Source organism: Flavobacterium sp., assembly GCF_044369455.1.
GTDB lineage: Bacteria > Bacteroidota > Bacteroidia > Flavobacteriales > Flavobacteriaceae > Flavobacterium.
Window position 1 is genome coordinate 179,686 of sequence record NZ_JBIPLW010000006.1, and the last position, 15,336, is coordinate 195,021.

General features: G+C 33.1%; 8 protein-coding genes. 5 read left to right on the forward strand and 3 right to left on the reverse strand.

Translation table 11 applies throughout. From position 1 onward, the window contains the following. The first annotated feature begins 42 nt into the window (after positions 1 to 42). Positions 43 to 3,996 carry a PAS domain S-box protein gene (locus ACIQ2L_RS08025; protein WP_396157674.1) on the forward strand — a complete coding sequence of 1,318 codons (3,954 nt, stop codon included), beginning with the start codon at positions 43 to 45 and terminating at the stop codon, positions 3,994 to 3,996. Positions 3,997 to 4,001: 5 nt separating this feature from the next. Next, entirely contained in the window at positions 4,002 to 4,859 is an 858-nt protein-coding gene (locus ACIQ2L_RS08030) for a neutral zinc metallopeptidase (protein WP_396157675.1), read from the forward strand. 192 nt (positions 4,860 to 5,051) lie between these two features. On the opposite strand, the gene ACIQ2L_RS08035 is transcribed toward ACIQ2L_RS08030, so the two are convergent. The 3 genes from ACIQ2L_RS08035 to ACIQ2L_RS08045 form a co-directional block, all read right to left on the reverse strand. Continuing rightward, positions 5,052 to 6,587 (reverse strand): YifB family Mg chelatase-like AAA ATPase, encoded by a 1,536-nt coding sequence (locus ACIQ2L_RS08035; protein ID WP_396157676.1) that lies wholly within the window; start codon positions 6,585 to 6,587, stop codon positions 5,052 to 5,054. 74 nt (positions 6,588 to 6,661) lie between these two features. After that, complete coding sequence (locus ACIQ2L_RS08040) at positions 6,662 to 7,567, reverse strand: patatin family protein (RefSeq protein WP_396157677.1); 906 nt, start codon at positions 7,565 to 7,567, stop codon at positions 6,662 to 6,664. Then, complete coding sequence (locus tag ACIQ2L_RS08045; protein ID WP_396157678.1) at positions 7,564 to 9,630, reverse strand: M1 family metallopeptidase; 2,067 nt, start codon at positions 9,628 to 9,630, stop codon at positions 7,564 to 7,566. Before ACIQ2L_RS08045 ends, ACIQ2L_RS08040 begins: the two co-directional genes overlap by 4 nt. Before the next feature lie 83 nt (positions 9,631 to 9,713). On the opposite strand from ACIQ2L_RS08045, the gene recG reads away from it, so the two are divergent. From recG to pheT, 3 genes are all read left to right on the forward strand, one after another. Further along, entirely contained in the window at positions 9,714 to 11,849 is a 2,136-nt protein-coding gene (recG, locus tag ACIQ2L_RS08050) for an ATP-dependent DNA helicase RecG (RefSeq protein ID WP_396157679.1), read from the forward strand. A 34-nt stretch (positions 11,850 to 11,883) separates the two neighbouring features. Further along, complete coding sequence (locus ACIQ2L_RS08055; RefSeq protein WP_396157680.1) at positions 11,884 to 12,747, forward strand: bestrophin family protein; 864 nt, start codon at positions 11,884 to 11,886, stop codon at positions 12,745 to 12,747. A gap of 80 nt (positions 12,748 to 12,827) precedes the next feature. Beyond that, complete coding sequence (gene pheT, locus ACIQ2L_RS08060) at positions 12,828 to 15,251, forward strand: phenylalanine--tRNA ligase subunit beta (RefSeq protein ID WP_396157681.1); 2,424 nt, start codon at positions 12,828 to 12,830, stop codon at positions 15,249 to 15,251. Positions 15,252 to 15,336: the final 85 nt, after the last annotated feature.

Here is a 15,336-nt window from a genome sequence, read left to right on the forward strand (position 1 = left end):
TTAATTACCTAATCTAATTAACCTAACTTTATTTCCTTACTATTGAATAAATTACTTTCTATTGATAGTACCAATAATTCCGTTGTAATTATATTATTAATGACGGTCATACTATTACTTTGTTTGGCAATATGGAGAACTTTTCAAAAAAAACTACCGATAAATCTTGAATATACAGAATTTAAACCTAAAGATGATCCATTTAGGATATATTTCCTTTTTTTTGGAATTACAATTCCGTTAATTCATACTCTGTTAGAAGTTTTTGATATTCCAACACATAATTATTTAGTCAGTAATTATATTTTTGGTGGGATATCTCTTTTATTCTATTTTTTAGGGTATAGCAACGCTTTTTTTTATAAGAATCTCAACAAAATTTTTACAATTTTCTATTTCATTTATTTTACATTCATTTCATATATTGTCTTTTTTAACCCCTTTGAAATAGTTACGTTTCTAACATTAATTGTACTCTTTTTTATTTCCTATTTTGTCATCGAAAGCAATACTTATTACTGGATTTTTGTAGTTTCTATTTTTATTTTACTTGCTGTTTTTTATCAATTAGATTGTATCGAAAGCAAATATATTATTATAATGGCAGGAGCTTTTATTGCTATAATTGCCTTTCACATATCAAGATATTTAGCAAATGTGGATATTCGAAATAAATTTATTTTTTCTAGAATCATAGTTAATAATGGAAATTCTTTGATTTTAACTACTAATAAAAAAGGAGAAATAACATTTTGCAGCGAGTCAATCAAGGATATTTTAGGATATGAAGTTGAAGAGATTTTAGGTATGGGATATTGGAATTTAACAAAAGACACTGAGTTTAACTCTGAGACTTTTCAAGACAGTTTTATTGATGATAGATTATATGTTAGAAAATTAAAGTGCAAAAATGGCGATTATAAATACATTCAATGGAAAGACAAAAAATATTCTGATGACATTTTAATAGGTATAGGTCAAGATGTAACCGAACAAATTAATGTTAAAGATCAATACAGAAATCTAATAGAATCGGCAGCCGATTTAATTTATGAAATAGATTTGAATGCAAAATTGTCTTATGTAAATCAATTTGCAGAAAATACACTTGGCATACCTAAGGAAGAAATACTAAACAAACCGTTTTATAAATTTATTGGGGAAGAATATTTAAACTATGTCATTGATTTTTATAAAGATGGCCCTGACGAAAATAATAAATTTGGTGATTTAGTTTTTCCATTAATAAGAAAAGATGGTGAACTAGTTTGGGTATCACAAAAAATAACCTTTAAGAAAAATGAAAACGATGAAATCATCGGATATTCGGCAATTGCTAGAGACATTACTTTAATAAAAAAACTAGAACTAGAGCATTATAATAGGAGTAAAAAGGTAAGAATACACAACGAAACTTTAAAAAAATTAACTTCATTAAGCTATTCAAACCAAGATACTTTCAATGGAATACTAAAAAACATTCTAAAAGCTGCTGGAAAAAATTGCTCGATTGACAGAATTAGCTATTGGTCTTATAATAATGAAGGGTTGCATTGTGAAAGCATCTACTATTTTCAAAATGATCGTTTCGAAAAAAACTATTTCATTGAAAAAGACAAATATCCAATCTACTATAATAGTTTAGAAAATGGTTTACAAATTGTAGCTTCAAATGTTTATAACAATACGATAACTCAAGAACTATGTTTAGATTATTTTCCAAAATACAATATTAAATCATTACTAGACACTCCAATATTTATTAATGGAAAAATTATTGGTATTTTATGTTTTGAAAAAGTAGAAAAAATTGTAGAATGGGATAATGAAGATATTAATTTTGCTCGTTCACTCTCCGATCTTATTGCTATAGCAATTGAATCACAAATGCGCATAGAGTCCGAACAAAAACTTTTTTATAAAAGCGAAGTATTATTAGAAATAACAAAAAACACCGAAAAGTTTTTATTATCAAAAAATACAGATGAAATTTTTGAAGGAATTCTTTATGCCATTGGCAATGTTACTCAGGTAGATAAATTATCTTACTATGAAAAGAGTCCAGATAATAAATTAATAAAAAAACACTGTTGGCTCAAAGAAATTAATTCAATCACAGATAAATTTCCAATTGACTTAGAAATTCCCTTATCTGAAATTGATGAAGTGATTGAAAATTTAAAAAACAACAAACCTTATGCAGCCATAGTAAGAAAAATTAAAGACAATAAAACAAAACAGTTTTTGTCTAAATATTATTCAAAATCTATTTTATTCCTACCAATTTTCTTAAAGAATGAATTTTATGGTATGATTGCATTTTTTGTAGAAAGTATAGAGCGCGAATGGACTATTGACGAAATAAATACACTAGAAAACCTCACTAAAAATATTTCTCATGCCATAGAACGCAATATTAATGAAGCCATAATCCAAGAAAGCGAAGAAAAATTTAGACTCCTTGCCAACAATATACCTGGCACAGTACATCTTTCTAAGTATGATGAAAAATGGACAAAAATTTATCTAAACGATGAAATCGAAAAACTTACTGGTTATCACAAAGATGACTTTCTACAAAACAAAATTTACTTTATAGATCTAGTACATCAACAAGACTTGAAAATTGCACAAAACACTGTTGAAGAATTATTCAAAGAAAAACAGAAAATTCATTTTATTTATAGAATTGTTCATAAGGATGGCCACCATGTATGGGTAGAAGAGTTCGGTGAACCAATTTTTAAAAATGATAAAATTGAATATATTGTTGGAATTTTTATTGATATTACACAAAGAATAGAGGCAGAAGAAGCTATAAAAGCAAAAAATTATGCCGAATCAGCCAATACTGCTAAATCAGAATTTCTTGCTAATATGAGTCATGAAATAAGAACTCCGTTAAATGGTATTATAGGATTTACCGAACTATTGATGAATACAAATCTGCAAGATATTCAAAAAAAATATATGAACACCATCAATCAATCAGCAAACGCATTGATGGAAGTAATCAATAATATTTTAGATTTTTCTAAAATAGAATCAGGAAAACTAGAACTAAATATCGAAAAGTATAAAGTAACCGATTTGACAAATCAAGTAATCGATTTAATTCAATTTGAAGCAAATTTGAAAAGTCTTCAATTAAATTTAAGTATTGAAGAGAATGTTCCAAAATACATTTGGGTTGACTATATTCGATTAAAACAAATTTTAATCAATCTATTGAGCAATGCAGTGAAATTTACAGAAAAAGGTACAGTAAGTTTATCAATTTCTGTTTTTGAAGAAGTAAATGAAGAAACGATAGAATTGAAATTTTCCCTAAAAGATACTGGCATAGGCATTAAAAAAAATAATCAGTTAAAAATATTTGAAGCTTTCTCACAAGAAGACAATACTACTTCTAAGAAGTTTGGAGGAACGGGTTTAGGCCTTTCTATTTCAAATCAGTTATTAGGATTGATGAACAGTCAATTAGAGCTAAACAGTGAGGTGAATAAAGGAAGTGAATTCAGTTTCATTCTTAAAGTAAAATATTCTAATGAAACAACAAACTTAGAAACTAAAATAGACAAAGCAATTACTAAAAACAGTATAATAACGAATGATAAATTAATTATTTTTATTGTCGAGGACAATAAAATTAATATGCTTTTAGCGAAAACGTTAATAAAAAACATTGTACCTAATGCACAAATATTTGAGCTCGAAAACGGAGAAGTTGCCTTAGAAAAAGTAAAAACACTGCTACCTGATTTGATTTTGATGGACATTCAAATGCCAATAATGAATGGCTACGATGCGACTGTTGAAATTAGAAAACTACCCAATACAAAACACATTCCAATTATAGCACTAACGGCTGGAACTGTAAAAGGTGAGAAAGAAAAATGTATAGAATATGGAATGAATGACTATATTCCAAAACCTATCGACAAAGAGTTGTTAAAAAGAATAATTGAAGAAAATTTAATTATAACTAAAAAATAAAAATCATGAAATGGGATAAAAAAGAAAGCGGCAATTTTGAAGACAGAAGAGGAATGTCTGGTGGTGGAAAAGCATTACTAGGTGGAGGCGCAATCGGAATTATCATTCTAATATTAAACATGTTTGGTGGCGAAACAGGTCAAACAATTGGAAACATTTTAGAGCAAACACAAGGCACACAAACGCAAAGTGAAGGCACTCAAACCAGAGAATTATCTGCCGAAGAAAAAGAACTAGGTGATTTTTCGGAAGCATGTTTTGCATACAATAATGAAACTTGGGCAAAAATTTTTGAAGAAAATAATATGCAATATCAAGAACCAGGAATGGTGCTATTTGACGATGGAGTAAATACTGCTTGCGGAAGCGCAACCTCAGCTTCAGGCCCTTTTTATTGCCCTGGTGATAAAAAAGTGTACATGGATTTACGCTTTTTTGAAGAACTTAAAACACGTTTTGGTGCAGAAGGTGGCGACTTTGCCATTGCCTACGTCATTGCACACGAAATGGGACATCATTTGCAAACTTTACTAGGAACTTCTGCAAAAATGCGCCAATTACAACAAGGTAAAAGCGAAGCTGAAGCCAATAAACTTTCTGTTTGTTTAGAATTGCAAGCCGATTTTTATGCCGGAGTTTGGGCACATTATAACAAAAACCTCTTAGAAGCAGGCGATATCGAAGAAGCTCTGAGTGCTGCCAATGCTGTTGGAGATGATGCTATTCAAAGTAAAATGCAAGGACGAGTTAATCAAGAATCGTTTACTCATGGCTCGTCCGAACAACGAATGGAATGGTTTATGAAAGGATACAAAACAGGCGATATTAGGCAAGGCGATACTTTTTCTGCTCTGTTAAATTAGAAACCAATCCAGCTATCCGTTTCAAGAAACCACACTATAACCACATTTTTATATCAACAAAAGGAGCTTCTTAACAGTCGCTCTTTTTTTGATTAAAAAGTAGTGGTGCTACTGCGGTTTGCTTTCCACTACTATCTGGGTTATAAACCCATTGCTTTGCCAACTGAAAACTGAGACTTGAAAACTAAAAAATTACCCCAACCAACCATCTCTATCCAAACTTCGATACTGTATGGCTTCAGCAATGTGACTGGGATTTACCCTTTCCGATTGTTCTAAATCGGCAATGGTTCTGGAAACTTTCAGAATTCTGTCATACGCTCTTGCTGACAGATTTAAACGTTCCATAGCCGTTTTTAAGAGTTGCAATGAAGAATCATCCAAAGCGCAATATTCCCTAATTTGTTTGGTGCTCATTTGCGCATTGTAATGAATGTTGTCAAACAATTCAAACCGCTGCGACTGTATTTCTCTAGCTTTGGTAACTCTTTCTCTAATGGCAACACTACTTTCCGCCGGACGCGTTTCAGTCAATTTTTCAAATGGCACTGGTGTAACTTCAATATGAATATCAATTCGGTCTAATAGTGGTCCTGAAATTTTACTCAAATACCGTTGCATTTCGGCTGGTGATGAACTTACAGGCGCATCAGGATCGTTAAAATAACCTCCCGGACTTGGGTTCATACTGGCTACCAACATAAAGGATGATGGGTAAGTAATCGTAAATTTTGCTCTAGAAATTGTAACTTCTCTGTCTTCCAAAGGTTGACGCATGACTTCGAGAACTTCTCGCTTAAATTCGGGCAATTCATCCAAAAATAAAACGCCGTTGTGTGCTAAGGATATTTCACCTGGTTGAGGATAACTTCCGCCACCAACAAGTGATACCGAACTTGCAGTATGATGTGGACTTCGAAAAGGTCGTTGGTTCATTAATCCGGCATCTTTAATTTTCCCTGCCACACTATGAATTTTGGTAGTTTCCAAAGCTTCTTTCAACGTCATTGGCGGCAAAATACTGGGCAATCGTTTGGCAAGCATGGTTTTTCCGGAACCCGGCGGACCAATTAAAATAATATTATGCCCACCAGCAGCGGCAATTTCCATGCAACGCTTGATGCTTTCTTGTCCCTTTACATCGGAAAAATCAAATTCTGGAAAATCTAAGGTTTTATAAAACTCGTCTCTTGTGTTAATTACAGTTGGCTCAAGCGTTCCTTTTTCTTCAAAAAAATCTATGACTTGTGTTACATTTTCAACTCCATAAACATCCAAACCAGAAACAATAGCTGCTTCTTTAACATTCTGGATAGGAAGAAAAAATCCTTTAAAACCTTCTTCTTTCGCTTTAATGGCGATTGACAAAGCACCTTTTATAGGTTGCAAACCACCATCGAGAGACAATTCTCCCATGATGATGTACTTGTCAACCTCATCCGCCTTTATTTGTCCTGAAGCAGCGAGAATGCCAATAGCCAAAGTCAAATCATAGGCAGAACCTTCTTTGCGCAAATCGGCTGGCGCCATGTTAATTGTGATTTTCTTTACAGGAAGATTATAGCCATTATTCTTTAACGCAGCAGCAATGCGATAACTGCTTTCTTTAATCGCATTATCAGGCAAACCAACCAAATGGTAACCCACTCCTTTATCAATATTAACTTCAACCGTAATTGTGGTGGCTTCCACTCCAAAAACAGCACTTCCAAAAACTTTTACTAACATGGCTTTTACTTTTGAAAGATAAAAATACTAAAATAGTTACAAAAAACTATATTAAAGTAAGAAAATTGTATTGTTTATTGCAAATTATCACTCATTAGTTCGCTTTTATTCTTAGCATATTCATGGCCTTTGTGCCACCAATCTTTCATTTTTTCTTTATTAAAAATCAAAGCGTTGTCGGTAAGTTGAGTCGGTGTATAATAAAGATTAAGTTTTACATTTTTATTTTTGGCAGCTAATTTTCCAATCGTGATGTTATGCTTTTCTACTTGAGTAAGCAATGTCTGAAACAAATCGATCATTAATGAAAATGGATTTTTACCTATTTTTCTAGGTTGCATTTGCACTTCAGTTTCAAGAATTATGACATCAACTTCGGTCGCGCCTCGTTGAATTGCTTCTCGAATAGGAACCAGACTCGAAAAACCACCATCACCATAATCATATCCGTTTTTTGAAACCAAACTCATAAACGGAATATAATTGCAGGAAATCCAAATCCATTCACAAAATTCTTCGTAATCATAATCGTCAATCGATTTATATTCTACTTCGTTTTTTGAGAGGTTGGTAACCGTTACAATTACATCGCAAGCAGACGCTCTAAGAGCATCATATTCTTGTTTAGTGAAATTCTCTTTGATATAGTGTAATAATTTATGGCTTTCTCCAAAAGTGCGTTTTCCATTCAAAAATTGTTTGAGTACATTCCAATGATTTATAGAAACTATTTCATTTTCTGTGTTTATATTTTTTACAACAAATGGGCTGATATCAAAAATACTTCGCATATTGACATTCGAATAAATATCATAAATCTTTTGTACTTCACCCAAAGCCAAATGTGGGATAAGCAAACTGCCTGTCGAACTTCCTATAAGAATATCATATTCGCAACCGTTTTCTTGCATCAAATATTGAGCAACTCCACCACCAAATGCGCCTTTACTTCCTCCGCCAGAAATTACTAAAGCTCTCATGGTTTTTCGTCTAATAGTCGCTGTAATTGTACTTTTTCATTCTCTTTTAGTTCAGGTAATAATAACTCAAATAACCTTCTGAAATTATCTTTAGGCAATAATTCCCTAATTTTATCACGACCAAATTTACTAAATTGCCATTTGTAATGGGTAGTTGAATTGACTAAATTCTTCATTACGGTTTGGTCAGTTGGATTAATTGTTAACACATTGATAATGGCATTTTGTCGTACTGAAGTTTCATATTTTGGCGAAGTATAATCAACAAGTTCTTTATAATAATTCAAACGCTCAGCACTTTCATTCTCAATAGAAAAAGTCAAGAATAAAATACGCAGACTTTTATCATTGCCCCCAATCCAATCTTTGGCTCTATCCAGATAATTAGTCCTAGCGTCTGGAAAACTTTTCCACAATTTCATAAAAGCTATTTCTTTGGTATCATAAGACTTATCCGCTAATAAAGATTCATAACTGGCTTTAAATTCTAATGGAATTTCATCGGTAAACTCAGCAACAGCTTGACGCACTTTACTATTATTGGTTTGTAATGCCAAAAGCAGTAATTCTTTTTTGTCGGGAAACGGAATGTCTTTAAGTTGGTATAAAATTTCTGTTTTTATCGGATAAAAATAATCTGATTTTAACAATTCTGCAAACCTGTCCTTATGCTCTAAAAAAGGTTTTTTACGCAATTGCTGCACTTCGAAAAGCGTTTGCATGAATTTATTTTTATTCAATAATTCATTTACTGTTTCTGTTGGGAAATGATAATCTTCTAACCATATTTTTTGAAAGCTTTCGGTATCAAATGTTGGTGCTACTTTTTTAACTTCGGCCAAAAATTGATTGGTTTCTACATTCTGAAATTGATACTTATTTAAGTAGGTTTTCACTGCCTTTTGAAACCCTTCTTCACCAATGCTTTCTCGCATAAAATGCAACGCCCAAGCACCTTTTTGGTAAAACGATAATGAACTTGCTTTTTCATTCATAACCGGAATAGTATCTGTTTTAGCAGCATTCCTGAGTTGCAATGAAGAACGATACAACTGATGATAAAAATAATCATCACCAAAAAGGTGTCGCTCGGCCAACAAGGCATAATAGGTTGCAAATCCTTCTTGTAGCCAATGATGCTTTCCTGATTTTGCCGTAATCAAATCCCCAAACCATTGATGAGCCAATTCATGCGCATTCACATTGACATAATTCCGATCATTAAAACCAATTTCATCTACTACATAATCTTGAGCAAAAAGAGTACAACTGGTATTTTCCATTCCGGCATAAAGAAAATCTTCTACTGGAACTTGTTTATAAATTTGCCATGGATACTTCACTCCTATTTCTTTTTCTAAATAATCAAAAATTTGTTTTGAATAGCGATAGGTTGGTTCAAACTTAGCTGTGTCTTTGGGTTGTATAAATAGTTGCAATGGTATGTGTGATTTAGAAGCAACTGTTCTATTTACATAATCACCAATAGCAATAACTACCAAATAAGAACTCATCGGTTTTTGCATTTCATAAAACCAAGATTTTAATCCATTATCTAATGGTTTGACACTTTTTAATACACCATTAGAGAGTGCTACAAGCTCTTTTGGACAATTAATCTGTAAATTGAAAACTACTTTTTCATTCACATCATCAAAACTGGGAAACCAATGACTCGTATATTTTCCTTGACCTTGTGTCCATATTTGTAGATGCGCTCCTTCTCCGTTAAAATACATCGTTTGTTTTGGTATAGCCGCATAACTAAAACTTACAGTATTTAAACCTGTGCTAAATCCTTCAAAAAGTAATAATTCTTTAGCATTATTTTTAAAATTGACTGATTTATTATTGATTAAAACGGTATCAAAAGTCATGTTTTTCGCATCAATTCGAATCGTGTCTGTTGCTTTGATTACTTTAAAATGGTACACAGCCCATCCAACCACTTTTTTTAAATTGGCATCAGGAGCAACGACCCCACTAACTTTAATAAAATCAACTTTAGCTGTTTGCTGGGCAAAAGAAATCAAGGAAAGGAAAAGAAAAAAAAATAATCGCATCGCTTATATCTTATAGATTACGAATATAATGATTTTAAAATTTTCAAATTAAAAACTTATCTTCGCTTTAACAATTTCTTTCAATGTCAAATCCGCTAATGCAAACTCCCATCGAATACCTTAAAGGCGTTGGACCTCAACGTGGAGAATTGTTGCGTAAGGAATTAGGAATACATCGCTATGAAGATTTAGTCAATTTTTTTCCGAATCGCTATATTGACAGAACACGTTATTACAAAATTAATGAGCTTCAAAAAAACGAAAGCGAAGTTCAAATCATTGGTAAAATAATCAATATTAAGACGGTTGAATTTGCCAAAGCCAAAAAGAGATTGGTTGCTACTTTCGTGGATGATACGGGGCAAATTGAACTTACATGGTTTCAAGGTCATAAATGGATTCGAGATAGTTTAAAGCTAAATATTCCCTACGTGATTTTCGGAAAAGTGGCTTCTTTTGGAAGTACTTTCAATATGGCACATCCTGAAATGGAATTGTTTAGCGAACACGAACAGAGTTTGCGTTCGGCCATGCAACCGGTATATTCATCAACAGAAACCTTGACCAATAGAGGGATTTCTAATCGTGTTATCAACAAAATGATGCAACAAATCTTCATTGAAACACAATCGAAATTTGCCGAAACCTTACCTCAATATTTAATAGATGATTTAAAACTAATTCCAAAAAATGCGGCATTGTTTAACATTCATTTTCCGAAAAGCCAAGACTTATTATCCAAAGCACAATTCCGTTTAAAGTTTGAAGAATTATTCTTTATTCAGTTGCAATTGATAACCAAAAACTTAGTTCGAAAACATAAAATTAAAGGTCATGCCTTTGCTGTTGTTGGCGAAAATTTTAATAATTTTTTCCATAATCATCTTCCATTTGAACTGACAAATGCACAAAAAAAAGTACTTAAAGAAATCAGAAATGATATGGGTACGAATGCGCAAATGAACCGACTTTTGCAAGGCGATGTCGGTTCGGGAAAAACAATTGTGGCACTCATGGCCATGCTTATTGCTTTGGATAATGGCTTTCAAAGTTGCTTAATGGCACCAACAGAAATCTTAGCAAATCAACATTATTATGGTTTAAATGAATTAGCTAAAGAACTAAATATCAACATAAAAATACTTACTGGCTCAACCAAAACTGCAGATAGAAAAATCATTCATAAAGAACTCGAAAATGGAACTTTACACATTCTTATTGGCACACATGCCTTGTTGGAAGACAAAGTGCAATTCCAGAATTTAGGTTTGGCTATAATTGATGAGCAACATCGTTTTGGGGTGGAACAACGTTCAAAGCTTTGGAAGAAATCCTCCCCTAACCCCTCCAAAGGAGGGGAATTAATCCCGCCACATATTTTGGTGATGACCGCTACTCCTATTCCGCGTACGTTAGCCATGAGCTTGTATGGTGATTTAGACATTTCAGTAATTGATGAATTGCCACCGGGACGAAAACCCATTCAAACCGTACATCGTTATGATAGTAATAGATTGAAAGTTTGGAAATTCATAAAAGATGAAATCGCCAAAGGAAGGCAAATTTATATCGTATATCCTTTAATTAAGGAAAGTGAAACCATGGATTATAAAGATTTGATGGACGGCTACGAAAGTATTTCGAGAGATTTTCCGTTGCCACAATACAGCATTTCCATCGTTCATGGCAAGATGAAACCCGCCGATAAAGATGCCGAAATGAAACGCTTTGCCGAGGGGAAAACCAATATTATGGTAGCCACCACCGTGATTGAAGTTGGCGTAAATATTCCCAATGCTAGTGTTATGATTATAGAAAGTGCCGAACGTTTTGGCTTGTCGCAATTGCATCAACTTCGCGGTCGTGTTGGTCGTGGCGCTGAACAGAGTTATTGCATATTGATGACTTCTTTTAAATTATCGAATGATAGTAAAATTCGGCTGGAAACTATGTGTCAAACCAATGATGGCTTCGAAATTGCGGAAGTCGATTTGAAACTTCGTGGACCAGGAGATATGATGGGCAAACAACAAAGTGGCGTTTTGCAACTACAAATTGCAGATTTGGTAAGAGATAGAGACATTTTGATGGTGGCGCGAAATGAAGCTTTAAAACTAATAAAGAAAGATGCTTCTATGAGTTTACCTGAACATGCAGCGCTCAAAGGTGTTTTTTTAGAATTATCAAAAAAGAAAAATATTTGGAATTATATTAGTTAGTAATGCCAAAAATTATCAATTATCAATTAAAAAAATGGTACAATACAACCCAAAAGACTGGATAACATTTATTTTTCGTTTTCATAAAGCGGACACATTCCGTCAATTATTTACAATGATGATTTTCATTGCATTATATTCTGGCATTATCTGTTACCTTGAAGTTAGCTATTTTAATCTCCCCGAAGAAAGCCATGTCAAAAATATTTCTATCATGCATGGTATGCTAGGATTTGTAATTTCCTTATTACTAGCTTATAGAACTAATACTGCCTACGAAAGATGGTGGGAAGGAAGAAAACTTTGGGGTTCTTTAGTTAACAACAGTAGAAATTTGGCTATAAAATTATCAGCGATTTTAAAAGATGAACACGATAAAAAATACCTACGATATTTAATTCCAACGTATGCTTCCATTTTATCCAAACATTTAAGTAATGAAGAAGTCGGGCAGCTTTTATATGAAAATGTAGAATTAAAAATCAACCATCAAAAACACAAACCCAATCAAGTAGCACAAGTTATCTTTCATAAAATAAATGATTTACATCAGTCAGGAAAAATTTCGGGTGAACAATTAATTATTTTGAATTCTGAATTACAATCGTTTACTGAAATTTGTGGTGCTTGTGAACGAATTAAAAATACACCTATTCCCTACTCTTACAGTGCATTCATTAAGAAGTTTATTTTCTTTTATGTCATGACATTGCCGTTTGGATATGTTTTTAGTTTAGGATATTATGTAATTCCGGTAGTGGTTTTTATCTTTTATGTTTTAGCCAGTTTGGAATTAATTGCAGAGGAAATTGAAGATCCTTTTGGAGTTGATGCCAATGATTTACCAACAAAAAAAATTGCCGAAAGCATCAAAAAACACGTTGAAGAGTTGTTATAAATTAATCTACATTTTACAACTGTCAAATTGTTATATTTTTTGATTATACCTATCTTTGCTGACTTATTAATAATTCAAAAATGAAGATTTCATACAATTGGCTAAAACAATTCATTAAAATAGATTTAAAATCAGAAGAGACTGCAACCTTACTAACAGACTTAGGGTTGGAAGTGGAAGTGGTGGAGAATTACCAATCGGTTCGTGGTGGACTAGAAGGTGTTGTCGTAGGTCATGTTTTGTCCTGTGAAAAGCATCCCGATGCTGATAGATTGAGCATTACAACGGTTGATTTAGGAGATGGAAATCCAGTTCAAATCGTATGTGGTGCGAGCAATGTTGCTAAAGGACAAAACGTACCCGTTGCGACTATCGGAACTAAATTGTTTGATGCATCAGGTGTTGAATTTGAAATCAAAAAGGGAAAAATTCGTGGGCAAGAAAGTCACGGAATGATTTGCGCCGAAGATGAATTAGGGCTCGGAACAAGTCATGAAGGCATTATGGTTTTAGATGCTAATTTAAAACCAGGAACTCCAGCGGCTAAGGTATTCAATATAGAAAATGACCAAGTGTTCGAAATTGGTTTAACGCCAAATAGAGCTGATGCCATGTCACATTATGGCGTGGCTCGTGACTTACGGGCCAGTTTGTTGCAAAAAAACAGCAACATCGAGTTGATTACCCCGTCGGTTAGTACATTCCGAATTGACAAAAGAACCTTAAAAATTGATGTCGATGTCAAGGATAGTAAATTAGCTCCCAGATATTGTGCTGTTACTATATCGGGAATAACCGTTAAAGAATCTCCCGCTTGGTTACAAAACCGTTTAAAAGCCATTGGTCTGACGCCAAAAAACAATATTGTAGACGTAACCAATTATATTCTGCATGATTTAGGACAACCACTTCACGCTTTTGATGCAGCGAAAATTAATGGAAAAATCATTGTGAAAACTTTGGCTACAGGAACAAAATTTACCACACTTGATGATGTAGAAAGAACTTTACACGAAGAAGATTTAATGATTTGCGATGAAAAAGGTCCACTTTGTATTGCCGGTGTCTTTGGTGGAAAAAGCTCTGGTGTTACTGAAACTACAAATTCTATTTTCTTGGAAAGTGCCTATTTCAATCCTGTGAGCATTAGAAAATCTGCCAAAAGACATGCCTTGAATACCGATGCTTCTTTCCGATTTGAAAGAGGAATTGATCCAAACATCACTGAATTTGCCATAAAACGCGCTGCACTTTTAATTAAGGAATTGGCTGGTGGCGAAATCACTTCAGACATTGTAGATATTTATCCGAAGAAAATTGAAGATTTTCCAGTGTTTCTACATTTTGATAAAACAGCCAAATTAATTGGGCAAGAATTACCAAAAGAAACCATCAAAAAAATATTGGCTTCTTTGGATATCAAAGTAACTACAGTTTCCGATGCTGGTTTGGGATTAATTATTCCGTCTTACCGTGTGGATGTGCAACGTGAGATAGATGTCATTGAAGAAATCCTGAGAGTTTATGGATACAATAATATCAATTTTACTAAAAAATTGAACGCTACGGTTTCCAATTCGGCAAGAACCGAAGATCATAAAGTGCAAAATATCATTGCAACTCAATTGAATAGCTTAGGTTTCCACGAAATGATGGCAAATTCTTTGACAACACCTGAATATGTTGGCTTATCTGAAATGCTGAAAGAAGAATACAATGTGATGATGTTAAATCCGTTGAGTAATGATTTGTCTGCTATGCGTCAATCGTTATTATTCTCGGGTTTGGAAGCCGTTTCGTATAACATCAACCGCAGAAATAGTGATTTGAAGTTATTCGAATTTGGAAAAACGTATCACAAATTGCCATCTGGTTATGATGAACCGAAACACTTAACGCTTTTCGTTTCTGGAAACCGAAGTGAAGAAAGTTGGACAAACGCTCAAAAACCTTCTGATTTCTTTTTGTTCAAAGGATATGTGACTTCTGTTTTAGACCGTTTGGGCATCAATAAAATTCAAAACAAACCAGTTACATCAGATGTATTTGCAGAAGGAATGGCGATAGTTTGTAGTAATGACACTTTAGTAGAATTTGGCACTGTAAAGAAATCAATATTGAAACATTTTGACATTAAACAAGAAGTTTTCTATGCCGATTTTAATTGGAATTTAATTCTAAAGTTAATTAGTACTAAAATCAAATTTACTGACATTCCTAAATATCCGGAAGTGCAAAGAGATTTGGCGCTTTTGGTTGACCAATCCGTAGTTTTTGATGCTATTTATACTATTGCGCGTCAAACGGAAAAATCGATTTTAAAAGATATCAATTTGTTTGATGTTTATGAAGGCAAAAACCTTCCTGAAGGAAAGAAATCCTATGCGGTGAGTTTCACTTTACAAGACAATTCCAAAACCTTGACTGAGGAACAGATTGATAAAATCATGAGCAAGCTTCAGAAAAATTTTGAAAGTGAAGTTGGTGCAAGTTTGAGACAATAATAGCAACACAATTTTTGAAGGTAATGTGTGGGTATAACTTTAACAAATGTATAAATGAATTTTATCGCATTTGCATAACCAAAAT